Annotated in this window: 23 protein-coding genes (1 of these 23 only partly in view); 18 read left to right on the top strand and 5 right to left on the bottom strand. The window is 64.9% G+C overall.

Going from position 1 to position 23,254, the window contains the following annotated elements; translation table 11 throughout:
• Positions 1 to 269 precede the first annotated feature (269 nt).
• Both AAFG07_RS05165 and AAFG07_RS05160 read left to right on the top strand, forming a co-directional pair.
• Positions 270 to 1,703: a coniferyl aldehyde dehydrogenase gene (locus AAFG07_RS05165; protein ID WP_342726298.1), complete on the top strand. Its 1,434-nt coding sequence runs from the start codon at positions 270 to 272 to the stop codon at positions 1,701 to 1,703.
• A 132-nt stretch (positions 1,704 to 1,835) separates the two neighbouring features.
• Entirely contained in the window at positions 1,836 to 3,443 is a 1,608-nt protein-coding gene (locus AAFG07_RS05160) for a choline dehydrogenase (protein ID WP_342726297.1), read from the top strand.
• Positions 3,444 to 3,975: 532 nt separating this feature from the next.
• On the opposite strand, the gene AAFG07_RS05155 is transcribed toward AAFG07_RS05160, so the two are convergent.
• Entirely contained in the window at positions 3,976 to 4,737 is a 762-nt protein-coding gene (locus tag AAFG07_RS05155; RefSeq protein WP_342726296.1) for an SDR family NAD(P)-dependent oxidoreductase, read from the bottom strand.
• A gap of 109 nt (positions 4,738 to 4,846) precedes the next feature.
• Between AAFG07_RS05155 and AAFG07_RS05150 the strand changes: the two genes are divergently transcribed.
• From AAFG07_RS05150 to AAFG07_RS05135, 4 genes are all read left to right on the top strand, one after another.
• Positions 4,847 to 5,362 (top strand): CvpA family protein, encoded by a 516-nt coding sequence (locus tag AAFG07_RS05150; protein WP_342726295.1) that lies wholly within the window; start codon positions 4,847 to 4,849, stop codon positions 5,360 to 5,362.
• Between the two features lie 136 nt (positions 5,363 to 5,498).
• Positions 5,499 to 6,281 carry an SDR family oxidoreductase gene (locus tag AAFG07_RS05145; protein WP_176533745.1) on the top strand — a complete coding sequence of 261 codons (783 nt, stop codon included), beginning with the start codon at positions 5,499 to 5,501 and terminating at the stop codon, positions 6,279 to 6,281.
• Between the two features lie 167 nt (positions 6,282 to 6,448).
• Positions 6,449 to 7,438 carry an NADPH:quinone reductase gene (locus AAFG07_RS05140; protein ID WP_342726294.1) on the top strand — a complete coding sequence of 330 codons (990 nt, stop codon included), beginning with the start codon at positions 6,449 to 6,451 and terminating at the stop codon, positions 7,436 to 7,438.
• 76 nt (positions 7,439 to 7,514) lie between these two features.
• Positions 7,515 to 8,366: an MBL fold metallo-hydrolase gene (locus AAFG07_RS05135; RefSeq protein WP_342726293.1), complete on the top strand. Its 852-nt coding sequence runs from the start codon at positions 7,515 to 7,517 to the stop codon at positions 8,364 to 8,366.
• Between the two features lie 206 nt (positions 8,367 to 8,572).
• On the opposite strand, the gene AAFG07_RS05130 is transcribed toward AAFG07_RS05135, so the two are convergent.
• The gene (locus tag AAFG07_RS05130) at positions 8,573 to 8,944 is read right to left on the bottom strand and encodes a hypothetical protein (RefSeq protein WP_342726292.1); all 372 of its coding nucleotides are present in this window, start codon (positions 8,942 to 8,944) and stop codon (positions 8,573 to 8,575) included.
• 173 nt (positions 8,945 to 9,117) lie between these two features.
• On the opposite strand from AAFG07_RS05130, the gene AAFG07_RS05125 reads away from it, so the two are divergent.
• The 5 genes from AAFG07_RS05125 to AAFG07_RS05105 all read left to right on the top strand — a co-directional run bounded on the left by AAFG07_RS05125 (position 9,118) and on the right by AAFG07_RS05105 (position 12,600).
• Positions 9,118 to 9,756 carry a TetR/AcrR family transcriptional regulator gene (locus AAFG07_RS05125; protein WP_342726291.1) on the top strand — a complete coding sequence of 213 codons (639 nt, stop codon included), beginning with the start codon at positions 9,118 to 9,120 and terminating at the stop codon, positions 9,754 to 9,756.
• A 157-nt stretch (positions 9,757 to 9,913) separates the two neighbouring features.
• Positions 9,914 to 10,756: a fumarylacetoacetate hydrolase family protein gene (locus AAFG07_RS05120; RefSeq protein WP_342726290.1), complete on the top strand. Its 843-nt coding sequence runs from the start codon at positions 9,914 to 9,916 to the stop codon at positions 10,754 to 10,756.
• 132 nt (positions 10,757 to 10,888) lie between these two features.
• Positions 10,889 to 11,503: a glutathione S-transferase family protein gene (locus AAFG07_RS05115; RefSeq protein WP_342726289.1), complete on the top strand. Its 615-nt coding sequence runs from the start codon at positions 10,889 to 10,891 to the stop codon at positions 11,501 to 11,503.
• Positions 11,504 to 11,537: 34 nt separating this feature from the next.
• Positions 11,538 to 11,711 carry a hypothetical protein gene (locus tag AAFG07_RS05110; RefSeq protein WP_342726288.1) on the top strand — a complete coding sequence of 58 codons (174 nt, stop codon included), beginning with the start codon at positions 11,538 to 11,540 and terminating at the stop codon, positions 11,709 to 11,711.
• A gap of 19 nt (positions 11,712 to 11,730) precedes the next feature.
• Positions 11,731 to 12,600, top strand: a complete 870-nt coding sequence (locus AAFG07_RS05105; RefSeq protein ID WP_342726287.1) for an MBL fold metallo-hydrolase — start codon at positions 11,731 to 11,733, stop codon at positions 12,598 to 12,600.
• Positions 12,601 to 12,790: 190 nt separating this feature from the next.
• Here AAFG07_RS05105 and AAFG07_RS05100 read toward each other — a convergent pair whose 3' ends face one another.
• Entirely contained in the window at positions 12,791 to 13,333 is a 543-nt protein-coding gene (locus AAFG07_RS05100; protein WP_342726286.1) for a methylated-DNA--[protein]-cysteine S-methyltransferase, read from the bottom strand.
• Between the two features lie 154 nt (positions 13,334 to 13,487).
• Here AAFG07_RS05100 and AAFG07_RS05095 point away from each other — a divergent pair, with 154 nt between their 5' ends.
• On the top strand, positions 13,488 to 14,297 hold the full coding sequence (locus AAFG07_RS05095) for an alpha/beta hydrolase (protein ID WP_342726285.1): 810 nt from the start codon (positions 13,488 to 13,490) through the stop codon (positions 14,295 to 14,297).
• 240 nt (positions 14,298 to 14,537) lie between these two features.
• Here AAFG07_RS05095 and AAFG07_RS05090 read toward each other — a convergent pair whose 3' ends face one another.
• Entirely contained in the window at positions 14,538 to 14,993 is a 456-nt protein-coding gene (locus AAFG07_RS05090) for a carboxymuconolactone decarboxylase family protein (RefSeq protein WP_207840397.1), read from the bottom strand.
• 110 nt (positions 14,994 to 15,103) lie between these two features.
• On the opposite strand from AAFG07_RS05090, the gene AAFG07_RS05085 reads away from it, so the two are divergent.
• From AAFG07_RS05085 to AAFG07_RS05065, 5 genes are all read left to right on the top strand, one after another.
• On the top strand, positions 15,104 to 15,970 hold the full coding sequence (locus tag AAFG07_RS05085; protein WP_342726284.1) for a sigma-70 family RNA polymerase sigma factor: 867 nt from the start codon (positions 15,104 to 15,106) through the stop codon (positions 15,968 to 15,970).
• Between the two features lie 65 nt (positions 15,971 to 16,035).
• Positions 16,036 to 17,292, top strand: a complete 1,257-nt coding sequence (locus AAFG07_RS05080; protein WP_342726283.1) for a M20/M25/M40 family metallo-hydrolase — start codon at positions 16,036 to 16,038, stop codon at positions 17,290 to 17,292.
• Between the two features lie 434 nt (positions 17,293 to 17,726).
• Positions 17,727 to 18,401, top strand: a complete 675-nt coding sequence (locus AAFG07_RS05075; RefSeq protein WP_342726282.1) for a GntR family transcriptional regulator — start codon at positions 17,727 to 17,729, stop codon at positions 18,399 to 18,401.
• A gap of 131 nt (positions 18,402 to 18,532) precedes the next feature.
• Positions 18,533 to 19,333 (top strand): phytanoyl-CoA dioxygenase family protein, encoded by an 801-nt coding sequence (locus AAFG07_RS05070; RefSeq protein ID WP_342726281.1) that lies wholly within the window; start codon positions 18,533 to 18,535, stop codon positions 19,331 to 19,333.
• Positions 19,334 to 19,465: 132 nt separating this feature from the next.
• On the top strand, positions 19,466 to 20,773 hold the full coding sequence (locus tag AAFG07_RS05065; RefSeq protein ID WP_342726280.1) for a Gfo/Idh/MocA family oxidoreductase: 1,308 nt from the start codon (positions 19,466 to 19,468) through the stop codon (positions 20,771 to 20,773).
• 266 nt (positions 20,774 to 21,039) lie between these two features.
• On the opposite strand, the gene AAFG07_RS05060 is transcribed toward AAFG07_RS05065, so the two are convergent.
• Positions 21,040 to 22,125, bottom strand: coding sequence for an NAD-dependent epimerase/dehydratase family protein (locus AAFG07_RS05060; RefSeq protein WP_342726279.1), 1,086 nt, complete (start codon positions 22,123 to 22,125; stop codon positions 21,040 to 21,042).
• 298 nt (positions 22,126 to 22,423) lie between these two features.
• Here AAFG07_RS05060 and dctP point away from each other — a divergent pair, with 298 nt between their 5' ends.
• Positions 22,424 to 23,254 carry the 5' portion of a TRAP transporter substrate-binding protein DctP gene (gene dctP, locus AAFG07_RS05055; protein ID WP_342726278.1) on the top strand. 258 nt of this gene lie beyond the right edge of the window, so the window shows 831 of its 1,089 coding nt (coding positions 1-831); the start codon lies at positions 22,424 to 22,426; its stop codon lies off the right edge, out of view.

The raw sequence follows: 23,254 nt of genomic DNA, 5'->3' as shown, positions 1-23,254 counted from the left end.
CCAACGCATCAGATGGCGCCGATCGATCCGTCCGGAGGCTTCCTGAGAAGGCGACCCGGGCCGAAGCCGTCGGGTGCGAGGGGTATGTATCAACGTGAGTACGGTTTGGAAAGCCCCGGATGCGGGTTTTTGAGGATTTTGTGACGCTGAAATCGGTGGTTTTCTGGCAAATTTACCGCCGGGAACCGGGCTCTTGCCAGATCGCGCGCAAAAGCGGAGCTTGGCGCCAACAAAATCCATCAAGGACACGTCATTCGAGGGGAAACGCCATGGACCGGCCGTTGAAGAGCCCGGGGCTGCATGCGCTTGAGGACACCTTTCACCGCCAGTTCGAGCTGTCGCGCAGCGAGCCGGCGCCGACATTGCAGGCGCGGCTCGACCGGCTGCGCCGCCTGCGCGCCGCGCTGACCGAGAACGAGGCGCGGTTCGAGGCGGCGATCTCAGCCGATTTCGGCCACCGCTCCACCGTCGAGACCGCAATCGCCGAAACCATGCTGGTGCTCGGCGAGATCAAGCATGCGGCCAAGCACCTCAAGGGCTGGATGGCGCCCGAGAGGATTCCGACCACGGTGCAGTTCGCGCCGGCCAGGAACCGGCTGATCCCGCAGCCGCTCGGCGTGGTCGGGATCATTGCGCCCTGGAATTATCCGCTGCAGCTGACCCTGGCGCCCGCGGTCGCCGCGATCGCCGCCGGCAACCGCGCCATCATCAAGCCGAGCGAGCTGGTGCCGCGCTTCGCCGAGCTGCTGGCCGAGGTGATCGAGAAGAAATTCGACACCACCGAGCTCGCGGTCACCGATATCGACGACGAGATCGCGAGGGCCTTTGCCGGCCTGCCGTTCGATCATTTGATCTTCACCGGCTCGACCCGAATTGGCCGGCTGGTCGCGGAGGCGGCCGGTCGCAACCTGACACCGGTGACGCTCGAGCTCGGCGGCAAATCGCCCGCGATCGTCGACGGCTCCGCCGACCTCGACGAAGCCGCGCAGCGCATCGCCTATGGCAAGCTGCTCAATGCCGGCCAGACCTGCATCGCGCCTGATTACGTGCTGGTGCCGCAAGCCTCGGTGCAGCCGTTTGCGATGCGGCTGCAGGGCCACATGCTGCACATGTTCGGTACCGATCCGAAAAATCCCGACTACACCTCGATCGTCTCGGACCGGCACTATGCCCGGCTCGAGGGCCTCGTCGCCGACGCCGCCGCGAAGGGCGCGACGATCATGCAGCCGGCGGCGCCGAACGATCCCGAGTGGAAGACAAGGCGCAAATTCCCGCCGACCGTCATCGTCGATGCGACGCCCGAGATGACCGTGATGCAGGAGGAGATCTTCGGACCGCTGCTGCCGGTCATGGGCACCCGCGACGCAACCGAAGCGATCGCCTTCATCAACCGGCGCGACCGCCCGCTGGCGCTGTACTGGTTCGGCACCGACAATGCCGCCCGCGATGCGGTGCTGGCGCGCACGGTGTCGGGCGGCGTCACCGTCAACGATTGCCTGTTCCATTTCGCGCAGGCCTATCAGCCGATGGGCGGCGTCGGCGCGTCCGGCACTGGTGCCTATCACGGCGAATGGGGATTCAAGACGCTGACCAAGCTGAAGCCGGTGTTCTACCGCTCGCGCTTCAACCGGCTTGCCGATCTCTATCCACCCTATGGCGCGAAGATCGCGCGGCTGGAGAAGCTGATGCGGCTGTTGTCGTAATCGTCATTCCGGGGCGATGCGGAGCATCGAGCCCGGAATCCATCGCGCCGCAGTGACGCGGATAAATGGATTCCGGGCTCGCGCTGCGCGCGCCCCGGAATGACAAAGAAGAATAACCAGGGGGAAACATACGTGACTGACACATTCGATTTCGTGGTGGTGGGCGCAGGCTCCGGCGGCTGCGCGGTGGCGGGGCGGTTGTCGGAGGATCCGGCGACCTCGGTCGCGGTGCTCGATGCCGGCGGCAAGAACGACAATTGGGTGGTGACCACGCCCGGCGCCATCATTCTGATGCTCTCGAGCAAGCTCAACAACTGGGCGTTCGACACGGTGCCGCAGAAGGGCCTGAACGGCCGCATCGGCTATCAGCCGCGCGGCAAGGGGCTCGGCGGCTCGAGCGCCATCAATGCCATGGTCTATATCCGCGGCCATCGCGCCGACTACGATCACTGGGCTTCGCTCGGCAATACCGGCTGGAGCTACGCCGACGTGCTGCCCTACTTCAAGCGTTCGGAGAACAACACCGAGCTCGACGGCGAATATCACGGCAAGGGCGGGCCGCTCAACGTCACGGGCCTACAGTCCGACAATCCGGTCAAGGAGACGTTCTTGCAGGGCGCGCGCGAGGCGCAGTTCCGGATCCGCGACGATTTCAACGGCGCCGAACAGGAAGGGCTCGGCATCTACCAGGTGACCCAGAGGAATGGGGAGCGCTGGAGCGCGGCGCGCGGCTACATCCATCCCCACATGGGCCGCCGGCCCAATTTGCGCATCGAGACGCAGGCGCAGGCGACCCGCATCATCTTCGAGGGCAAGCGTGCCGTCGGCGTCGAATACATGCAAGGCAAGGAGAAGAAGGTGCTGCGCGCGCGGCGCGAGGTCATCCTCTCGGCCGGCGCGTTCCAGTCGCCGCAATTGCTGATGCTGTCGGGCGTCGGCGACGCCGCGGCGCTCGGCAAGCACGGGATCGCCAGCGTGCATGACCTGCCGGGTGTCGGACAGAACCTGCAGGATCACCCCGATTTCGTGTTCGGCTTCGCCTCCGACGCACCCTATTTCTCGGGGCTGTCGTGGAGCGGCATCGGGCGGATCCTCAAGGGCATCGGGCAATACCGGCGCGAGCGGCGCGGCCCGATGACCTCGAACGTCGCCGAATGCGGCGGCTTCCTGAAGACGCGACCTGAGCTCGACGTCCCCGACATCCAGCTGCATTTCTGCATGGCCATGGTGGAAGACCACGGCCGCAAGCCGCGCTGGGGCACCGGCTTCTCCTGCCATGTCTGCCTGCTGCGCCCGGCAAGCCGCGGCAGCGTGTGGCTGAACAGCGCCGACCCGCTTGCAGCCCCCGCGATCGATCCGAATTTCTTCGGCGAGGACAGCGACGTCGAGACCATGGTCGCAGGCTTCAAGATGACGAAGCGGCTGCTCGACACGCCGGCGCTGCGCGCGCTGCAGCAGAAGGACATGTTCACAGCAGATGTCCGCACCGACGACGACATCCGCAGCATCCTGCGGGCGCGCTCCGACACCGTCTATCATCCGGTCGGCACCTGCAGGATGGGCACCGGCGACCCGCTTGCGGTGGTCGATCCGAAGCTGCGCGTGCACGGGCTCGAGGCCTTGCGCGTGGTCGATGCCTCGATCATGCCGACCCTGATCGGCGGCAACACCAACGCGCCGACCATCATGATCGGCGAGAAGGCCGCCGACATGATCAAGGCGGAGATGCGGGCTGGATGACTAAATGCGCAGGGTGGGCACGGCGCGAGAGCGCCCTTGCCCACTCTATGAGACTGCCGTCGCAGGGACGCACTGCCAAAATATCGAAAACAACCCCATGCACAGTAGCCGGCGGCTGCCGGCGTTCGACATAGCAGCTTGACTCGTCGGGCAACTCAGCGGTAATTTTCCATTATTCCGAAATCGTGATGTGAGTCTGCGACACGTCGTCCCTGCCTGGTGCGCAATTGCGCACGGGAGCAGGGACCCATACGCCGCGGCGGACCTTGTTGCAGGGACTCGCCGTTCCGACATCGGCCAACAATTGGCAGTTGTGGTTATGGGTCCCTGCTTTCGCAGGGACGACGATGAGGATGGTTCTCGATTCAAGGCGCCACATCACGTGGTGTCATCACCCGCGCATGCGGGTGATCCAGTATTCCAGAGACCGCGGTGCTTGAGCCGAAGGGCCGCGGCGTACTGGATGGCCCGGTCCATGTGCGCAATTGCGCACAGGCCGGGCGATGACAGCAGCGTCATCCGGGCTGCGAAGTCAGTTCAGCAAAAACCCGCCATCGACCGTCACCACCGTTCCGGTCATGTAGCGCGACGCGCTCGACGCCAGCAGCATGATCGCGCCGTCGAGATCGGATTCGGCGCCGACGCGGCGCTGCGGAATCCGTTTTGACAGCCGCTCGCCCGCCGGCGTCGACCAGAAATCATGGTTCATCTCGGTGTCGATATATCCCGGCGCCAGCGCGTTGACGCGGATGTTGTTGCCGGCGAGTTCCAGCGCCATCGCCTTGGTGCCCTGGATCATGCCGGCCTTGGAGATCGCATAGGGCGAGACCGCCTTGAGCACGCCCTGCCCGAGCACGGACGCGACATTGATGATGTTGCCCGGCTGCTTGCGCAGGATCATGCGCCGCGAAAGCTCGGTCGCGAGGAAATAGGCGCCCTTCAGATTGGCGTTGATCACGGCGTCCCAATCGGCCTCGGTCTGCTCGGTCGCAAGCTTCTCGATCGCAATGCCGGCATTGTTGATCAACACCGAGACCGGACCGAGCGCGGCTTCCGCGGCGTCGAGTGCCTTCGCAATGCCTGAAATATCCGCAACGTCCATCTGCACCGCGGCTGCGCGGCCGCCTTTGGCCTTGATCTCCTCTGCGAGGCTTTTCAGCTTCGCGGTCTGGCGCGCCGCCAGCACCACCGCAGCGCCATGCGCCGCCAGCACGCGGGCGAATTGCCGCCCCAGCCCCTGCGAGGCGCCGGTGATGAGGATGATTTCTTTACTGACATCGAATAGGTCGGACATCGGCAGGTTCCCGGATTGAAGCGGACGAGTGATAGCGACAATTGTCCCTGATGTAAGCAGGTTTGATCAACCAGGGGACCGCAGGAGATTGGGGCAGGAATCCTTATCCATGAACCTCTTCGACATCGTCGTGACGCTCGGTCTGTTGTTCGCGGTCGTCACCGGCTTCACGACCGGCCTGCTGCGCAGCGCGGTCACCATCCTGGCTTATCTCGTCGCGATGCCGCTCGCAGTCGCGGCAATGGCGCTAATCGGGCCGCACATCGCGACGCTGCCGTCCTCGCCGTTCCCGCCCAACGGGGTGCTGCTGTTCGGCCTGTTCCTTCTGATCGGCGTCATCCTCGGAAAGATGGCGCGGACGATGCTCGACGACACGATCGGCTCGGAGATCGGGATCGGCGACCGGCTCGGCGGCGCGCTGCTCGGCGCCATCAGGGTCGGACTTGTCGTGACCACGCTGGTGCTGGTGTTCGATCAGCTGGTGCCGCTGGCGAGGCAGCCGCAATTCCTCAACGGATCGCAATTGCGTCCGCTGTTCTCCGCGGCCGGACAGGCCGGTTTCCGGTCGCTGCCCCCCGAAGCCACCATGGCGATCGAGCGGCTGCGGCGCGAGCAGCGCATCTAACCCATCGCGTTCGCCCCTCTGTTCCTGCCCGGCATGCACTTATGCATTGCACGTCCCTTACCGGCGCCGCCGGGCTTGGCTAGACTGGCGCCATCGAAGCTTTACAAACCAACCCGACATCACAGGGAGTGAACTCGTGGATCTTGGAATCAAAGGCCGCCGCGCCATCGTCTGCGCATCGAGCAAGGGACTGGGCCGCGCCTGCGCGATTGCGCTCGCCAATGAGGGGGTGCACGTCACCTTGACGGCGCGCGGCGCCGAGGCGCTGAAGCAGACCGCCGACGAGATCCGTAAAGGCCATCCCGACATCACCGTCACCGAGATCGTCGGCGACATCACGACGGTGGCGGGACGCGAAGCCGTGCTCAAGGCCTGCCCCGATCCGGACATCCTGATCAACAATGCCGGCGGCCCGCCGCCCGGCGATTTCCGCAACTGGACCCGCGACGACTGGATCAAGGCGATCGACGCCAACATGCTGACGCCGATCGAGCTGATCAAGGCGACCGTCGACGGCATGATGGCGCGCAAGTTCGGCCGCATCGTCAACATCACCTCGGCCGCGGTGAAGGCGCCGATCGAAATCCTCGGCCTGTCGAACGGCGCCCGCGCCGGCCTCACCGGCTTCGTCGCCGGCCTGTCGCGCAAGACCGTGATCAACAACGTCACGATCAACGGCCTGCTGCCGGGCCCGTTCGAGACCGACCGTCTGCGCGGCACCGCAAAGCCCGAGGCCGAGAAGCGCGGCATCTCGACCGAGCAGGTCCTGGCCGAGCGCGCCAAGCTGAACCCCGCCGGCCGCTTCGGCCATCCCGACGAATTCGGCTACGCCTGCGCCTTCCTGTGCGGCGCCAAGGCCGGCTTCATCACCGGGCAGAACCTGCTGCTCGACGGCGGCGCCTTCCCCGGCACGCTCTAGTGCCGCCGATTTGAAGTTCCTGCACTGTATGCGGCGAGGCCGATTGGGAACTTCAAATCGGTCAAGCGGCACTAGAGACTCATGACTCTTGCTAGCGCCCTCTTGCTTTCCGAAGTTCGCGCAAGAGGTCGCTGGATGAGTTCACGAACTTCGGAAAGGGGCGCTAGATGAGAGCGGTCTGGTACGAACGAACCGGCGCGGCGCCGACGGTGCTCACCGTCGGCGAAATGCCGACGCCCGACGCCGGCCCCGGCGAAGTCCGGGTTCGGCTCGAGGCCTCCGGCGTCAATCCGGCCGATGTCGGCCGCCGCAACGGCAACTATCGCGCGATGGAATTTCCGCGCGTGATCCCGAACAGCGACGGCGCGGGGATCATCGACCAGATCGGTGAAGGCGTGACGCGTTTTGCCGTCGGCGATCGCGTCTGGCTGTTCAACGGCCAGCGCAATGGCCGCGCCTTCGGCACGGCGGCTGAATACATTACGCTCGCCGATTACCTGGTGACGCTGCTGCCGCAGGACGTGTCGTTCGCAGCCGGCGCAACGCTCGGCATCCCCTGCATGACAGCGTGGAGCGCGCTGTTTGCCGACGGTCCGGTCGCCGGGCAAACGGTGCTGGTCACCGGCGGCGCCGGTGCGGTCGGCCACTATGCCGTGCAACTCGCCAAGTGGGGCGGCGCGCGCGTGATCGCGACCGTGAGCTCGCAGGTCAAGGACGTCGAAGCGCGGCTTGCCGGCGCCGACACCGTCGTCAACTACCGGACCGAGGACGTCGTCTCCAAGGTGATGGCCTTCACCGAGAACCGCGGCGTCGACCGCGTGATCGACGTCGATTTCGGCGGCAACCTCACGACCACGCTGAAGATCATGGCGTTGAACTCGACCATCGCGGTCTACGCCACCAACGGCAACCGCACGCCAACCCTGCCGGTGCGCGAATTGATGGAGAAGTGCATCACGGTGCGTTCGCTGGTGTTGTTCGCGCTGCCGCCGCCGCTGCTCGCCGCCGCGCAGGCCGACATCACCAAATGGCTGGAATCAGGCACCCGCGTGCACAACATCGCCGGGCAATTTTCGCTGGCGGAGACCGCCGAGGCCCATCTCGCCGTCGAGAAGGGCGACAAGATCGGCACCGTGATCGTCGACTGCGCGCGGTGACAGGCACGCGCTCTCTTCTCCCGGCGCGCGGAAACCCGCATGATCCGGCCACAAACAAAAACCGAGGACACGCCGCATGCATTGGACGATCGGCAAGGTCAAGATCACAAAAGTCGTCGAGCTCGAGACCGTCGGCAGCACACGCTTCATCCTGCCGCTGGCCGGCAGGGAAGAGATCCAGAGCCTGCCCTGGCTGATCCCGCATTTCGCCAATGAGGAGGGCCGGCTGAAAATGTCGATCCATTCGCTGCTGGTGGAGACACCGGAGCACCGCATCATCGTCGACACCGGGCTCGGCAACGACAAGCAGGGCCGCAACGTGCCGACCTGGAACAACCGCAGCGATCCATTCCTGGAGAAGCTGACCGCGGCCGGCTTTGCACCTGACAGCATCGACACCGTGCTGTGCACGCATCTGCACGTCGACCATGTCGGCTGGAACACGAAACTCTCCGGCGGCAAATGGGTGCCGACCTTCGCCAATGCGCGCTACGTGTTCGGCAGGACCGAATTCGAGCACTGGCGCGACCACAGCAACGATGGAGCGCATGCTGCCGTGTTCGCCGACTCAGTGAAGCCGATCGCGGATGCCGGCAAGGCCGAGCTGGTACCGAGCGATCATCGCCTGACCGAGGAGATCACGCTGATCCCGACGCCGGGACACAGCCCCGGCCATATGAGCATCCACATCAAGTCCGGCGGCGCGGAAGGACTGCTGACCGGCGACGTCGCGCATCATCCCTGCCAGATGTATCACCTCGACTGGTCCTCGACCGCGGACTCCGACCAGAAGCAGTCGGCGGTGACACGACGCGAGTTGTTCTCGCGCTTTGCCGACACGCCGACGCTGGTGATCGGCGGGCATTTCAATGCCGGCCACATCAAGCGCGACGGCGACGCGTTCAGCTTCATCGCGCTCGAGGCATAGAGCGTAAAGCTTCTTGGTTGAATCAGTGGGGCTGCAGATTCGCTGCACCTCTCCCGCTTGCGGGGGAGGTCGACGCGCGTAGCGCGGCGGGTGGGGGCTCTCTCCACTAGGTGACTCGCGGCGAGACCCCCACCCCGGCCCTCCCCCGCAAGCGGGAGAGGGAGCGCAGTTTTTTCGCGGTTACTATTCCGATCCAGCCTCGTTTCCTAGATCAGGCTGGCGCGCGCGAGGAAGAGCGCGTCGGCTTCGCTCGCGGCGATCGCGGCTGGATAGGGCAAGGCCTTGGCCCTGCCCGGAAGGTTGCGCTCGAGCTCGGCGCGCTCCTCGTCGTCATCGGCGATGTAGACGGTGACCCGGATCAACCGGCCGAGCTCGGCCTTGCGCGCCTTCATCCATAGCACCATCGGCTTGCCGGCCGCGACCTCCGGCTGATCGTTGATATTGACGATGACGGCGAGCGGACGGTTCGCGGCAAGCAGCTCGGTGTATTCCGCGGTCCAGTCGCAGCCGTCCTGCTCGGTTTGCAGACGGCCGGTTGCGATGAAGATGCCGGGCTCGGCTTCGCGAAAGAATTTCATGCAAGCTTCCTCATGATGACGACACCTGACCGTGCTGATCGGGTCGATCAGGACGGCAGCGGGGCTCAAATATCTATCGACTGACGGTCGGTCAACGAATCTAAGCTATTTCAAAGTCATTCTAAATATGCGATCTCAGAATCGGATATCAGGTCTGGATGGATGCTGACGGGATGATCGGGAAGCGGCAGGCGGCGGCCACGCGCGGTACATCGCAACACTGGCGGCGTACGCGGCCCGCCGAGGTCAGGGTGGACGACCTGATGTCGGCGGCAGCGGCGCTGTTCATCGCGAAGGGCATCGAAGCCACCACGATCGACGACATCGTCAGGCGGGCCAGCGTCGCGAAGGGCACCTTCTACCATTACTTCTCGACCAAGGCGGATGTGATCATCGCCCTGCGCGCGCGCTTCACGCAGGATTTCGTTGCCCGTGTTGCCGCCTCGATCAGTGAGCGTGCCGCGGACGATCACGCCGGGCGGCTCTCCGCCTGGCTGCGCGGCGCCGTTGGAACCTATCTTGCCAATGTCGAGCTGCATGACGTCGTGTTTCACGACTTTCCGCATCATCAGCGTCAGTCACAGGAAAAGGACGACGTGATCGCGCAGGTCGTCGCCGTGCTGGAAGACGGCCGGAAAGCCGGCGTCTGGGCGTTCCCGAACGCCCGCAGCGCGGCGCTGATCGTGTTCGATGGGATGCATGCCGTGGTCGACGACGCGATCGTCGCGGGCACCCGCGATCCCGAGCCGCCGTGCCGGCTGTTGGAGGAGATGTTCACGCGGATGCTAGCCGCGCCGCGTCCGCGATCATGACCGGCGTTTGAAAGAGCCGGCCCAAAACGGCTACGCTGGCAGGTGATGGCTGCAATGCCTGAGGCGACAGGCGGTTGAATTTCCCGGCGCGCTGTTCCATGAAGCGTGTCGAGGTATACCAGTAACAATCCTCAAGACATCGTAGGGAGTGATCAACATGAAGCTTGTTCGTTATGGCGAAAAGGGTGCTGAAAAGCCCGGCCTGATCGATAAATCCGGCCAGCTCCGCGACCTCTCGGCCCATCTGAAGGACCTAACCGGCGACGCCTACACGCCGGACTCGCTGAAGAAGCTTTCCGCCCTCGATCCCGCCTCCCTGCCCGCCGTCTCCGGCAAGCCCCGCTTCGGCGCTCCGGTCACCGGCATCTCGAAGTTCGTCGCGATCGGCCTGAACTATTCCGACCACGCCAAGGAAACCGGCGCTCAGATCCCGACCGAACCGATCATCTTCATGAAGGCGAATACCTCGCTGTCCGGCCCGAACGATGCCGTCGAGAAGCCGCGCGGCTCGACCAAGCTGGACTGGGAAGTCGAGATCGCCGCGATCATCGGCACCCGCGCCAAATACGTCTCGGAAGCCGACGCGCTCAACCACGTCGCCGGCTATTGCGTCTGCAACGACGTCTCCGAGCGCAACTTCCAGACCGAGCGCCTCGGACAGTGGACCAAGGGCAAGTCGCACGACACCTTCGGTCCGGTTGGCCCATGGCTCGCGACCAGGGACGAAATCGCCGACGTGCAGAACCTGTCGATGTGGCTCGACGTCAACGGTCAGCGCCGCCAGACCGGCTCGACCAAGACCATGATCTTCACGATGGCGAAATGCATCTCCTACGTCTCGCAGTTCATGACGCTGCTGCCCGGCGATATCATCACGACAGGCACCCCGCCCGGCGTCGGCCTCGGTATGAAGCCGCAGACCTTCCTCAATGTCGGCGACGTCGTGACGCTCGGCATCGAAGGCCTCGGCGAGCAGCGCCAGGAAATCGTCGCGGCGTGAGGCTCGGCTAGCACCACCCGTCATTGCGAGCGAAGCGAAGCAATCCATCTGTCCACACGAGCGGATCAATGGATTGCTTCGTCGCTTCGCTCCTCGCAATGACGATCCAATCCGACAGAAGAGGGGCCTCCCATGAAACTCACCTTCTCTCCCGCCTCCCCGTTCGCCCGCAAGGTGCGCATCGCGGCGATCGAGCTCGGCCTGATCGACAAGATCGAGCTGGTGCCGGCCAGCGTCGCGCCGGGCACGGCCAACGACGAATACTCCAGGATCTCGCCGCTGAAGAAACTGCCGGTGCTGATCCTCGACCATGGCGACGTCATCTTGGATTCCTACGTCATCGTCGAATATCTCAATGAGATCGGCGGCGGCCGGCTGATCCCGGGCTACGGTCCGCGGCGCTGGCAGTTGAAGACCGATCATTCGCTGCTCAACGGCATGCTCGATTCCATGCTGCTGTGCCGCTACGAGAAGATGGTGCGGCCGCAGGGCTCGCTGTGGCAGGCCTGGTATGACGATCACTGGAACCGGGCCTGGGCCGGCATGGCGCGGTTCGAGAACCGGCCGGATGTTCTCGATGGCTCGTCGTTCGACATCGCGCAGATCGGCCTCGTCTGCGTGCTCGGCTACGCCGATTTCCGCTTCGCCGATTGCGGCTGGCGCAAGGCCTATCCCAAGCTCGACGCGTTCTACCAGAGAATGCTGGAGCGGCCGTCGGTGAAGATTTCAGCACCGCCTGCGGCGTAGCAAAGCAAAGCGCGGGGAGAATGATGATGCGCGAATGCGTCCCCACCTCTCGATTTTCAGCGCGAGCCTGGTGCTCGCGCTGACTGTCTCCGATCTCGACTTTGTGATGATGATGACGGCAGCCCGGTACAGCCCGCCGGAGCAAGACCTTGCGGCGATGGATATCCTCGCCAACATCAACATTCCCGCCGTGCGCGACGCGCACTGACCTCAGCCAAGGAATCATCATGAGCCTGAAATTTTCCGCCGGCGATCTCACCATTCATCGCATCGTCGAGGAGGAAGGGCTGTTCCTGCCCGCGCACGACATGCTGCCCGGACTGACGCCGGAGCTGCTCGCGGAGAACCGCGCCTGGATGAAAGCGGCCGGCGCACTCGACGACAGCGACACGCTGATCCTGGCGTTCCAGTCCTACATCGTGAAGACGCCGCACCACACCATCCTGATCGACAGCTGCATCGGCAACGACAAGCCGCGGCCGGGGCGGCCGAGCTGGAACATGAAGACCGACGACAACTATCTGCGCGGCCTCGCGGCGGCGGGCTTTTCGGTCGGCGACATCGACTATGTGATGTGCACGCATCTGCATGTCGACCATGTCGGCTGGAACACCCGGCTCGAGAATGGCCGCTGGGTGCCGACCTTCCCGAACGCGCGCTACGTGTTCGACAAGGGTGAGTTCGACTACTGGACAGAGACCAACGCCAAGGCAGAGGTCCCGCCCTTCGTCGACAGCGTGCTGCCGGTGGTCGAAGCCAAGCGGGCCGACCTCGTCGGCAATGATTTTGCGATCGGCGATCACGTCCGCATTCTGCCGACGCCCGGCCACACCCCGGGCCACGTCGCCTTCACCTTCGGTCGCGGCAAGGACGATGCGGTGTTTTCCGGCGATTTGATGCACTCGCCGATCCAGACGCTCTATCCGGAGTTGTCGCCGAAGTTCGACGTCGACCCGGCGCAGGCCGCGAAGACGCGGCGCAGCTTCCTCGAGCGCTACTGCGACACCGACACGCTGTGCTGCCCCGCGCACTTCCCCTCGCCGACGGTCGGCAAGATCAGGCGGAAGGGCAACGGCTTTGTGTGCGAGACGGTGTAGCTGAAGCCGCTTGCTCGCGTCACCCTCCCCTGGAGGGGGAGGGTCGACGCGAATGAAATGAGCGGCGGGGTGGGGTGAAAGTCTCTCGTATCGGGTGCTGCCCGTGTTGAGAGATCACCCCACCCCGTCTCACACTGCGCTACGCTTCGTGTGAGCCGACCCTCCCCCTCCAGGGGAGGGTGACCTCCGCTCAATCAAACAGGCTCGGCGTGTGGTTCACCACCGCGCCTTCGATCTGCAGCATCTTCAGCTTGGTCACCACGCCGCCATTGGCCGAGAAGCCGCCCGGCTTGTTGCCGGCCGCCAGCACCCGGTGGCAGGGTACCACGATCGGGCACGGGTTGCGGCCCAATGCCTGGCCGACATCGCGCGACAGCTCGACGCCGCCGAGCTGCTTGGCGATATCGCCATAGGTCACGGTCTTGCCCGGCGGAATCTTCCGCGCGATGTCGTAGACGCCGCGGTTGAATTCGGGCACGCCGTCGAGATCGAGCACGATGTCGGCGAGGTCGTTCGGCTTGCCGGCGAGCAGCTCGATCATGCCGTCGATCGCGTGCTGCACCTCGGCCGGCGGTGCCGCCTCGGTGACGTCGCCGTTGCGCTGGAAGATGCGCTTGCGGGCCTTTTCCTCGGTGCCCATCGGCAGCTGCACGGCGGTGACGCCGTGCTCGCCCCAGACGACGCCGCAGGCGCCGATCATGGTTTCGAAGATTGCAAAATGCTGGCCGGTCATGGCTCGCTCCAGATGTTCCTTCATATCGTTTGGGCTCACGCATGCGAGCCTGTTGCTGATCTGAAATCTAGGCTTGGAGAATGTTGCTATCCACCCGAATTCCGTGGGAACTTGGGCTAAATCAACAACATCTCCTCCCCTCCGCGAGCCCCAAATGCACAGCCTCCACGTCAACGGTTTCGACATGCCCTATCTCGATATCGGAGAGGGCCCGCCGCTGGTCTGCGTACACGGCTCACTGTGCGATTTCCGGATCTGGTCGGCGGTGCTCGGCCCGCTGACGCGGCGGCATCGCGTGATCGCGGTCAGCCTGCGGCATTTCTTCCCGGCGCATTGGGACGGCGTTGGCGACACCTATTCGATCGCGCAGCATGTCGACGACGTCATCGCCTTCATCGAGGCATTCGACACCAAACCGGTCGACCTGATGGGGCATTCCCGCGGCGGCCATATCTGCTTCCGTGTCGCGCAGCGGCGGCCCGACCTGCTGCGCAAGTTGATCCTCGCCGAGCCCGGCGGCGAGCTCGACGAGAGCCTTGATCCCGATTTCAAGCCGGGCCCCTCGCCGCTAGCAGTGCGCTTCGCGGCGTGTGCCGCTGAAATCGCCAAGGGCGACATCGACGGCGGCTTGCAGATCTTCATGGACGCACTCGAAGGGCCCGGCGCGTGGAAGCGGATTCCGGCAACCTCCAAACAGCTCTTGCGCGACAACGCGACCACGCTCATCGGCCAGACCCGCGATCAGCGCCCGCCGTTCTCGAAGGCCGACGCGGAGGCGATCAAGACGCCGACGCTGTTCATCGGCGGCGCCAACACCAAGGGCGTGCTGCCGAAGGTGCTGCACGCACTCGCCGCCAATGTGAAGGGCGCGCGCACCGAGATGATCCCCGGCACCACGCACCCGATGTTCGAGCAGGCCCCGCAACGCTATTGCGAGATCGTGCTGGAGTTCTTGGCCGCATAGGTAGTGCACCCTCTCCCCTTGTGGGAGAGGGTGGCGCGATGGCGCGTAGCGACATCGTGCCGGGTGAAGGGTTTCTCTCCGCGGAGACAGACCCCTCACCCGGATCGCATCTGTCGATGCTACATAGCCGAAGCTCTGCTTCGGCGTCCCTCTAAGAACGGCCGCCGATGGCGGCCTATCCCTCTCCCACAAGGGGAGAGGTGCAGTGAGCAAGCGGCACGAGCAGCGCGTCTCTAGTGCTCACACCTTCCAAACACCAACCGGCTGCCGCACGGCGACGTTCAGCCGGTTCCAGACATTGATCGCAGCGATCCCCAGCACCAGGGACGCGAGCTGCTGCTCGTCAAAATGCTTCGCCGCCTCGTCCCACACCGCATCCGTCACCGGATCCTCGCGGTCACTGAGCCGGGTCACCGCTTCGGTCAGCGCCAGCGCGGCGCGCTCGGCTTCGGTGAAATACGGCGTGTCGCGCCAGGCCCCGACCGCGAACAGCCGCTCGTCGGTCTCGCCGGCCCGGCGGGCGAGCTTGGGATGCATATCGACGCAGACGCTGCAGCCGTTGATCTGGCTGGCGCGCAGATGGACCAATTCGAGCAGCTTTTCCGGCAGCGCCGGTTTGGTGCTCTCGCTGAGCGCCTGCAGCGCCTTCATGGCATCGGGAACAACCATCACCGGGTGGTTCATGCGGGCTTTCATCATGTCACTCTCCTGATTTGCCTTTTGACGAAGCCGTGCCGATCTGTTGTCACATCGGCCCACTTTCGTTCGTCATGGCCATGACGGAGCGGACAAAGGGAATGTGACCGATGGACGAGAAAAATTCTCTCACCGAACAGTTCGAGGCCAACCGGCCGCGCCTGCGGGCCGTGGCCTACCGCATGCTGGGCTCGACTGCCGAGGTCGACGACGCCGTGCAGGAGGCCTGGCTGAGGCTCGGCCGCACCGACACTGCTGCCGTCGACAATCTCGGAGGCTGGCTGACCACGGTGATCGCGCGGATTTGCCTCGACATGCTGCGCTCGCGCAAATCGCGCCGCGAGGAGCCGATCGGGCCGCACGTGCCGGAGCCGATCGCGGACAATCCGTCCGAGCGCGAAACCGAGATGGCCGACTCGGTCGGCGCGGCGCTGCTGGTGGTGCTGGAGACGCTGGCGCCGGCCGAGCGGCTGGCTTTCGTGCTGCACGACATGTTCGCGGTGCCGTTCGAGGAGATCGCGCCGATCGTCGGACGCACGCCGGCCGCCGCGCGGCAACTGGCGAGCCGCGCCAGACGCCGCGTGCAGGGCGCGCCGCCCGCGCCGGATGCCGATCTAAGCCGGCAGCGCGGCATCGTCGAGGCTTTCCTCGCGGCATCCCGCAACGGCGACTTCGAGGGGCTGCTTGCCGTGCTCGCGCCCGACGTCGTGGTACGCGCCGATCAGGCTGCGCAGCGGCTCGGCTCGCTGCCGGTCATCCGCGGCGCCGCAGCGGTCGCCGAAAGCTTCAAGGGACGCGCGCAGGCCGCGAAGACAGCGCTGGTCGACGGCGAGATCGGCGTTGCCGTCATCTTTGGCGGCGCGCTGCGCATCGTGCTGCGGGTCACGATTTCAGGCGACCGTATCGCGGCGATCGACGCGACCGCCGAGCCCGCGCAGATCGAGACCTTCGATGTCGAGGTGCTCGATCCGAGTTGATCGCAGCTAGAGGCGAACAGGCTGCGATGTTAGTGTCTTCCCTGCGCTATACAGGGAGGACAATCATGAAACTATCCATCAAATTGCTTGCGTCGGCCGGCCTGCTTTCGCTCGCTTTCGCCCCCTCTTCCGCCTTTGCCGCTGCGGATGAAAAGCTGCGCGCGGCCGCCGAGCAGGCCCAGCCGGCCGTGATCGAGAGCCTGCACGACATGGTGCTGATCGAATCGGGCTCCAGCGATGTCGAAGGCTTGAAGAAGATGGCCGACTACACCGAAGCGCGGCTGAAGGCGCTCGGCGCCAAGACCGAGCGGCGCAAGACCACGAAGGGCGCCGGCGCCGATATGGTGATAGGCACCTTTGAGGGCACCGGCAGCAGGAAGCTGATGCTGATCGCGCATATGGATACGGTCTATGAGCACGGCATCCTCGACAGCCAGCCCTACAAGGTCGACGGCAACAGGATCTACGGGCCCGGCATCGCCGACGACAAGGGCGGCATCGCCGTCATCCTGCATTCGCTCAAGATCCTGCAAGATACCGGCTGGCGCGACTACGCAAAACTCACCGTGTCGTTCAATCCGGATGAAGAGGTCGGCTCGATCGGCTCCGGCGAGATCATCTCCGAGCTCGCCGACCAGCACGATGTGGTGCTGTCCTGCGAGCCGACGGTGGCACCGCCGGTGGCCAAGAACGAAAGCCTGCTGCTCGGCGCCAGCGGCACCGCGACCGGCACGATGGACGTGAAGGGCAAGGCCTCGCATGCCGGCGCTGCGCCGCAGCTCGGCCGCAACGCGCTGATCGAGCTCGCGCATCAATTGCTGCAGACCCAGGACGTTGCGAAATCCATCCCGGGCACGCAGCTGAACTGGACCACCGCGAAGGCCGGCACCGTGCGCAACCAGATCCCCGATCACGCCAGCGCCGGCGCCGACATCCGCCTCACCATTCCGGACGGCGTGCAAAAACTGCAGGCGGCACTCGACGAAAAGGTGAAGGACAAGCTGATCCCCGACACTGAGGTAACCGTGAAGGTCGCCGCGGGCCGCCCGCCCTTCGTCGCGAACGATGGCGGCCGCGCGCTCGCCAAGCAGGGACAGGCGATCTATGCGGAACTCGACCGCACGCTGGATATCGCGGAAATGACCGGCGGCGCGACCGACGCCGGCTACGCCGCGCGCAGCGGCAAGGCCATCGTGGTCGAAAGCTTCGGCCTCGCCGGCTGGGGCTATCACGCCCGCGACGAATATATCGACACCAACTCGATCGTGCCGCGGCTCTATCTGATGACGCGGATCCTGATGGAGCTGGGCAAGGCGAAGTAGCGGGAGCGCGCAGCAGCATCCGTTGAAACAGCAGCGCCAATCTTTGGCGCCGCCACCCTTGGCCACCCCTCTCCCCAACCCTCCCCCACAAGGGGGGAGGGAGCCTGACCCGTGTGCTCACCTCACTTGATTAAACCTCCGCCCCGGTTCGCGGGGCGGCGGTGCCACCTCTCGGACGCGACGCGGCTCTCTCTCCGTTCCCTCCCCCCTTGTGGGGGAGGGTCAGGGAGGGGGGTGCCGCTTGCTCCGCTGAGCAATTGAGGCTGACTGATCGCCGCAACCGATGTGATAACGACCATCGGAACCTCGGGAGAAATGTCGAATTCTCAATCGGTTAACGTCTCCGGAAACTCCCGCCTTGACCACCTCTGCAACCCGCAGTAGTTTCCATTTTCGAACACGGAATTCCGTATTTCAATTTGGACAGTCGGCATATGATCCCGTTGGACCCGCTTCCGAACCTGATCGACCAGGTCTACGGGCGATTGCTCGAAGCGATCATTGACCGCACGCTGCTGCCCGGCCAGCGCATCACCCAGAACGAACTTGCCGATCGGCTTGGCGTCTCGCGCCAGCCGATCTCGCACGCGCTGCACCTGTTGCATCGCCAGGGCCTCGTCGCGGAGAGCGGCAAGCGCGGCTTCGAGGTGACGCAGCTCGATCCGCAGCGCATCCGCGAGCTCTATGAAGTGCGCGGCGCCATCGATGCGCTGGCGGCACGGCTTGCCGCGACGCGTGTGAAAGAGGATTCCGCGGCACGTGGGCAGCTCGAAGGCGCGCTGGAAGCCGGGCGCGCGATCGACGACAACGCGCCGCTGGCGCGCCTGATCGCACTCGACGTCGACTTCCACAGCGCGATCTACCGGCTGGCCGGCAATACCGCGATCGAGGAAATGATCGCGCCACAATGGCCGCATATGCGCCGCTCGATGGCAACCGTGCTCGCCGAGCTCGATTACCGCGACAGCGCCTGGACCGAACACGAGACCATCGCCGCGCATATTTTCTCCGGCAACGCCGCCGCCGCCGAGGCTGCGGCGCTGGCGCATGCGCAGACGGCGGGGCGGATGACCGAACAGAAGCTGAGGGCGATCGACGTGGCGGCGTGAGCAAACAAAGCCGTCATGCCCGGGCTTGACCCGGGCATCCACGTCTTGCTTCGCCGCCTGGCAGAAAGACGAGGATGTCGGGGACGAGCCCGGCCATGACGAAGAGAGAACAACAACAGGAGGAAAGCACCATGAAACTGACGCCGGATCAGATCGAATTTTTCCATCGCGAAGGCTGGCTGTTCCTGCCCGAGCTGTTCAGCCAGGAAGAGGTCGATTTCCTCGCCCGCGAGGCGGTCTCGATCTATGACGCCAATCGCCCCGAGGTGTGGCGCGAGAAGAGCGGTGCGCCGCGCACGGCCTTCGCCGCGCATCTCTACAACGAGGCGTTCGGCCTCCTCGGCGCGCATCCGCGCATGATCGACCCGATCGAGCAGCTGTTTGGTGAGAAGGTCTACATGCATCAGTTCAAGATCAACGCGAAGGCGGCCTTCACCGGCGACGTCTGGCAGTGGCACCAGGACTACGGCACCTGGAAGCGCGACGACGGCATGCCGGAGCCGCGCGCGATGAACATCGCGATCTTCCTCGACGAGGTGATGCCGATCAACGGCCCGCTGATGCTGGTGCCGCAGAGCCAGACCGCCGGCGATCTGAAAGCGTCGCACGATCTCGAGACCACATCCTACCCACTGTGGACGCTGGACGAAGAGACGGTGACGCGCCTTGTGAAGCAGGGCGGCATCGTCGCGCCGACCGGCAAGCCCGGCGGTATGCTGATGTTCCACGGCAATCTGGTGCACGGCTCGAGCGGCAACATCACGCCCTACCCGCGCAAGATCGTCTATTTGACGCTGAACGCGGTCTCGAACTACATCCGCACCCCGACGCGGCCCGACTACATCGCGCACCGCGACTTCGCACCGATCCAGACCGTTGCCGACGACGCACTGCTGCGGCTGGCGCGTGCGCCACGGCAGGCGGCGGAGTAATCTCCCTGATGTCGTTCCGGGGGCGCGCGAAGCGCGAACCGCAGATGCGCAATCGCGCATCGGGGAACCTCGAGATTCCGGGTTCGACGCTAGCGCGTCGTCCCGGAATGACCCTTTTGTTTGGAAAGCAAAATGAACCTGCACCACCTCCTCAAAACCCGCGCCGCCGCCGGCAAGCCGGTTCGCGTCGTCCTGATCGGCGCCGGAAAATTCGGTTCGATGTTCCTGTCGCAGGTGCCGCACACGCCGGGGCTCGAGGTGCCCGTGATCGTCGATCTCGACCGCGACCGCGCGCGCGAGGCGTGCCGCACGGTCGGCTGGGACGACGCGCGGATCGGCGCGACCACCTTCACCGATGACGGCGCGCGCGCGATCGCCGGCGGTGCGTTCGACGTGGTGGTGGAAGCGACCGGCAATCCCGCCGTCGGCATCCGCCATGCCCGCGCGGCGATCGCGGCCGGCAAGCATGTCGTGATGGTCAATGTCGAGGCCGATGTGCTGGCGGGCCCGCTGCTCGCCGAGGAGGCGCGCAAGGGCGGCGTGGTCTATTCGCTCGCCTATGGCGACCAGCCGGCGCTGACCGCGGAGATGGTCGATTGGGCGCGTGCGACTGGCTTTCGCGTCGTCGCCGCCGGCAAGGGTACCAAATACCTGCCGGCCTATCACGACGTGACGCCGGAAGGCGTGTGGCAGCATTACGGGCTCACATCAGGCGAGGCGCAATCCGCCGGCATGAATCCGCAGATGTTCAACTCCTTCCTCGACGGCACCAAATCCGCGATCGAGATGGCGGCGATCGCCAATGCCTGCACGCTCGACGTGCCGTCGGAGGGCTTGCTGTTTCCGCCCTGCGGCGTCGACGACCTGCCGCATGTGATGCGGCCGCGCGACAAAGGCGGCGTGCTGGAGAAATCCGGCATCGTCGAGGTGGTGTCGTCGCTGGAGCGCGACGGGCGTCCGGTGTTTCGTGATCTGCGCTGGGGTGTCTATGTGGTGCTGGAGGCGCCGAACGACTATGCCGCGGACTGCTTCAGGCAGTACGGCCTCAAGACCGACGCGTCCGGCCGCTATGCGGCGATGTACAAGCCGTATCATCTGATCGGGCTCGAGCTGAATATCTCCGTCCTCTCGGTGGCATTGCGCAACGAGCCGACCGGGCAGCCGCGCGGCTTCCGCGGCGACGTCGCAGCGGTGGCGAAACGCAATCTGCGCGCCGGCGAGATGCTCGACGGCGAAGGTGGCTACACGGTATGGGGCAAGCTGATGCCCGCCTCCGCCAGCCTCGCCGCCGGCGCATTGCCGATCGGGCTCGCGCATCGCGTCAAGCTGAAGAACGACATCGCCCATGGCGCTGTCGTGCGCTGGAGCGACGTCGAGGTCGACGAGAGCAACGACACCATCAAGACGCGCAAGGCGATGGAGCAGGCGTTTTCGCGGTAGCGCTTTTTTGCTGTTCATTCCAGCGGAGCGACGTCCTTCACCTCTCCCCGCGCTTTGCGGGGAGAGGCGTAGGCCGCCTTTGGCGGCCGTTCTCAAGAACGCCGAAGCGTAGCTTCGGCTATGTCGCATCGAAAGATGCGATCCGGGTGAGGGGCGAGGCGCGGTGCTCGACAAGCAGCAAGGTGCTCGCCGGATAGAGGCCGCTCACCCCAACCCTCTCCCCGTAAGAACGGGGCGAGGGAGAAGAGAGAGCACCGCCGAACGACTCACGGCAACAGGTGCCTCGCCTTCGCCAGCTTGAACCATTTGCGGAACATGGCTTCGGTATCCATCATCTCGGTGAAGCCGGCCTGGTTGATCTTCACCGTCGACACGATCGAGGGCGGACCGGATTCAGTCTGCCCGTAGCGCATGCTGTAATCGGCATATTGGAACGACAGGCCGACGAACTCTTCCAAGCCAGGTGCGATCAGATCGTGCTTCCTGCGCAGTTCGTCCCACAGCGCGATCCATTTCGGATACTCCTGCGCCAGCGACAGCGGCACATGGCGGCCCGGCGCCATCTCGAGGGCATCCGATACCGCCGGCCAGATATTTTCCCAGGTGAAGACGTCGCCATTGGTGACGTTGAAGGCTTCATTGCGCGCGGTCTCGGCCTCGCCCGACCAGGCGATCGCGCGCGCCAGGAGATCGACGTCGACCGCCTGCGCGACGCGCGGCGCACCGCCGGGATAATCCAGCGGCCTGCCCTGCGCGCGCAGCACCGCCGCATAGACGCCGAGCGGCGGGATCAGATCCATCGCACCGCCCATGGCTTCGCCGATGATCAGCACCGGCCGCAGGATGCTCCAGTGCCAGCTCTTGCCGCGTTGTAGCTCGCGCAGAAAATTCTCTTGCGCCCAGTAGAAATTCGGCTGCTCGTACATTTCCGAACGGCCCTCGCGCGCCGGCACCGTGAGCGGCCGGACATGCACGCCATAGGCCTTGGTGCCCTGCAACAGTGCAACGTGCTTGAGATCGGGCGCGACGGGTTCGAGCACGCCCATCAGGTTGCGCAGCATCCGGTCGTTGGTTTCGATCTGCCCGGCATCGCGCCAGCCGTCGACCAGGCTCGGCGCTTCGTAAAGCGCGGCATAGATCAGGTGCGTTGCGCCGGCGAGCTCGGCCGCGGCGCGGCGGCAATCCTCGGCGCCGGTGAGGTCGATTCGCACGTGCTGCGCACCGTAGAGATCGCGCGGCTTGCGCCGCGACAGCGCAATGCGCTCGCAATCGCCGGATGCGCCGAAGTGTCGCAAGGCGGCGTTGCCCACGAGGCCGGTCGCGCCGGCGACCACGACTTTCTTGTTGGCCATGTCCTTGAACTCCCATCAACTCACCTGCACTGCGTAGCAGATCACGGCATGACCGGCAGGTATCAGATGAGACCAGCAGCGTCGATTTTCCTTCGCAACTGCAACGAAGGCGGGCGCTTGATTTCCTCCGGCAAACGATCATCCTGACCTGTGGAACCGAAAGCTCGGATTTCCATACACAAGAGCCCGTCGAGGGCCACCGGACACATTCATCACAGCAACGTCGATCGATCGGCGAAGAAAGACGGCATCAAGATCGTTCCCCTTGTCGAGGCATCGGCACACAGGAGGAATACGCATGAAGCGTCGTGATTTCTTGAGGGCAGGCGGCGTCGGGCTGGCTGCGACGGCGGTCGCTGCGCCCGCGGTCGCGCAATCGATGCCGGAGGTCAGGTGGCGGCTCGCGGCAAGCTGGCCGAAGGCGCTCGATACGCTCTATGGCGGCTGTGAATTCTTCTGCAAGCGCGTCGCCGAAATCACCGACAACCGTTTCCAGATCCAGTCTTTCGCCGCCGGCGAGATCGTGCCCGGCCTGCAGGTGCTGGACGCCGTGTCCAACGGCACGGTCGAGATGGGCAACACCGCGCTGTATTATTACTGGGGCAAGAATCCCGCCTTCACCTTCGGCACGGCGCTGCCATTCGGCCTCAACACGCGCCAGCATATTTCCTGGCTGCAATGGGGCGGCGGCAGCGAGCTGATCAACAACCTGCTTGCGGAATACAATTGCGTCGGCATTCCGACCGGCTCGACCGGGGCCCAGATGGGCGGCTGGTTCCGGAAGGAGATCAAGTCGATGGCGGATTTGCAGGGGTTGAAATTCCGCGTCGGCGGCTTCGCCGGCACCATCATCGCCAAGGTCGGTGGCGTGCCGCAGCAGATCGCCGGCGGCGACATCTATCCGGCGCTAGAGAAAGGCACCATCGACGCCGCCGAGTGGGTCGGGCCCTATGACGACGAGAAGCTCGGCTTCGTCAAGGTCGCGAAATTCTACTACTACCCCGGCTGGTGGGAAGGCACCGGACAGGGCCACAATGTGCTGAACAAGGACAAATGGAACGCGCTGCCGAAGCATTATCAAGCCGCGATCCAGGCCGCGTCCGAAGACACCTTCACCTGGGTCACCGGA

Origin of the sequence: Bradyrhizobium sp. B097, assembly GCF_038957035.1 — a bacterium.
Lineage (GTDB): Bacteria > Pseudomonadota > Alphaproteobacteria > Rhizobiales > Xanthobacteraceae > Bradyrhizobium.
The sequence above is the reverse complement of the archived record's forward strand: the minus strand, read 5'-3'. Positions and strand labels throughout refer to the sequence as shown.

What these genes read in the sequence shown, in the direction of transcription:
- AAFG07_RS05155 (WP_342726296.1), bottom strand. Translation starts at nt 4,737, where the DNA reads ATGTCCGACCTATTCGATGTCAGTAAAGAAATCATCCTCATCACCGGC.
- AAFG07_RS05095 (WP_342726285.1), top strand. Translation starts at nt 13,488, where the DNA reads ATGCACAGCCTCCACGTCAACGGTTTCGACATGCCCTATCTCGATATC.
- AAFG07_RS05120 (WP_342726290.1), top strand. Translation starts at nt 9,914, where the DNA reads ATGAAGCTTGTTCGTTATGGCGAAAAGGGTGCTGAAAAGCCCGGCCTG.
- AAFG07_RS05085 (WP_342726284.1), top strand. Translation starts at nt 15,104, where the DNA reads ATGGACGAGAAAAATTCTCTCACCGAACAGTTCGAGGCCAACCGGCCG.
- AAFG07_RS05130 (WP_342726292.1), bottom strand. Translation starts at nt 8,944, where the DNA reads ATGAAATTCTTTCGCGAAGCCGAGCCCGGCATCTTCATCGCAACCGGC.
- AAFG07_RS05115 (WP_342726289.1), top strand. Translation starts at nt 10,889, where the DNA reads ATGAAACTCACCTTCTCTCCCGCCTCCCCGTTCGCCCGCAAGGTGCGC.
- AAFG07_RS05165 (WP_342726298.1), top strand. Translation starts at nt 270, where the DNA reads ATGGACCGGCCGTTGAAGAGCCCGGGGCTGCATGCGCTTGAGGACACC.
- AAFG07_RS05080 (WP_342726283.1), top strand. Translation starts at nt 16,036, where the DNA reads ATGAAACTATCCATCAAATTGCTTGCGTCGGCCGGCCTGCTTTCGCTC.
- AAFG07_RS05150 (WP_342726295.1), top strand. Translation starts at nt 4,847, where the DNA reads ATGAACCTCTTCGACATCGTCGTGACGCTCGGTCTGTTGTTCGCGGTC.
- AAFG07_RS05065 (WP_342726280.1), top strand. Translation starts at nt 19,466, where the DNA reads ATGAACCTGCACCACCTCCTCAAAACCCGCGCCGCCGCCGGCAAGCCG.
- AAFG07_RS05100 (WP_342726286.1), bottom strand. Translation starts at nt 13,333, where the DNA reads ATGACCGGCCAGCATTTTGCAATCTTCGAAACCATGATCGGCGCCTGC.
- AAFG07_RS05110 (WP_342726288.1), top strand. Translation starts at nt 11,538, where the DNA reads ATGCGTCCCCACCTCTCGATTTTCAGCGCGAGCCTGGTGCTCGCGCTG.
- AAFG07_RS05060 (WP_342726279.1), bottom strand. Translation starts at nt 22,125, where the DNA reads ATGGCCAACAAGAAAGTCGTGGTCGCCGGCGCGACCGGCCTCGTGGGC.
- AAFG07_RS05135 (WP_342726293.1), top strand. Translation starts at nt 7,515, where the DNA reads ATGCATTGGACGATCGGCAAGGTCAAGATCACAAAAGTCGTCGAGCTC.
- AAFG07_RS05140 (WP_342726294.1), top strand. Translation starts at nt 6,449, where the DNA reads ATGAGAGCGGTCTGGTACGAACGAACCGGCGCGGCGCCGACGGTGCTC.
- AAFG07_RS05070 (WP_342726281.1), top strand. Translation starts at nt 18,533, where the DNA reads ATGAAACTGACGCCGGATCAGATCGAATTTTTCCATCGCGAAGGCTGG.
- AAFG07_RS05105 (WP_342726287.1), top strand. Translation starts at nt 11,731, where the DNA reads ATGAGCCTGAAATTTTCCGCCGGCGATCTCACCATTCATCGCATCGTC.
- AAFG07_RS05125 (WP_342726291.1), top strand. Translation starts at nt 9,118, where the DNA reads ATGATCGGGAAGCGGCAGGCGGCGGCCACGCGCGGTACATCGCAACAC.
- AAFG07_RS05075 (WP_342726282.1), top strand. Translation starts at nt 17,727, where the DNA reads ATGATCCCGTTGGACCCGCTTCCGAACCTGATCGACCAGGTCTACGGG.
- AAFG07_RS05090 (WP_207840397.1), bottom strand. Translation starts at nt 14,993, where the DNA reads ATGAAAGCCCGCATGAACCACCCGGTGATGGTTGTTCCCGATGCCATG.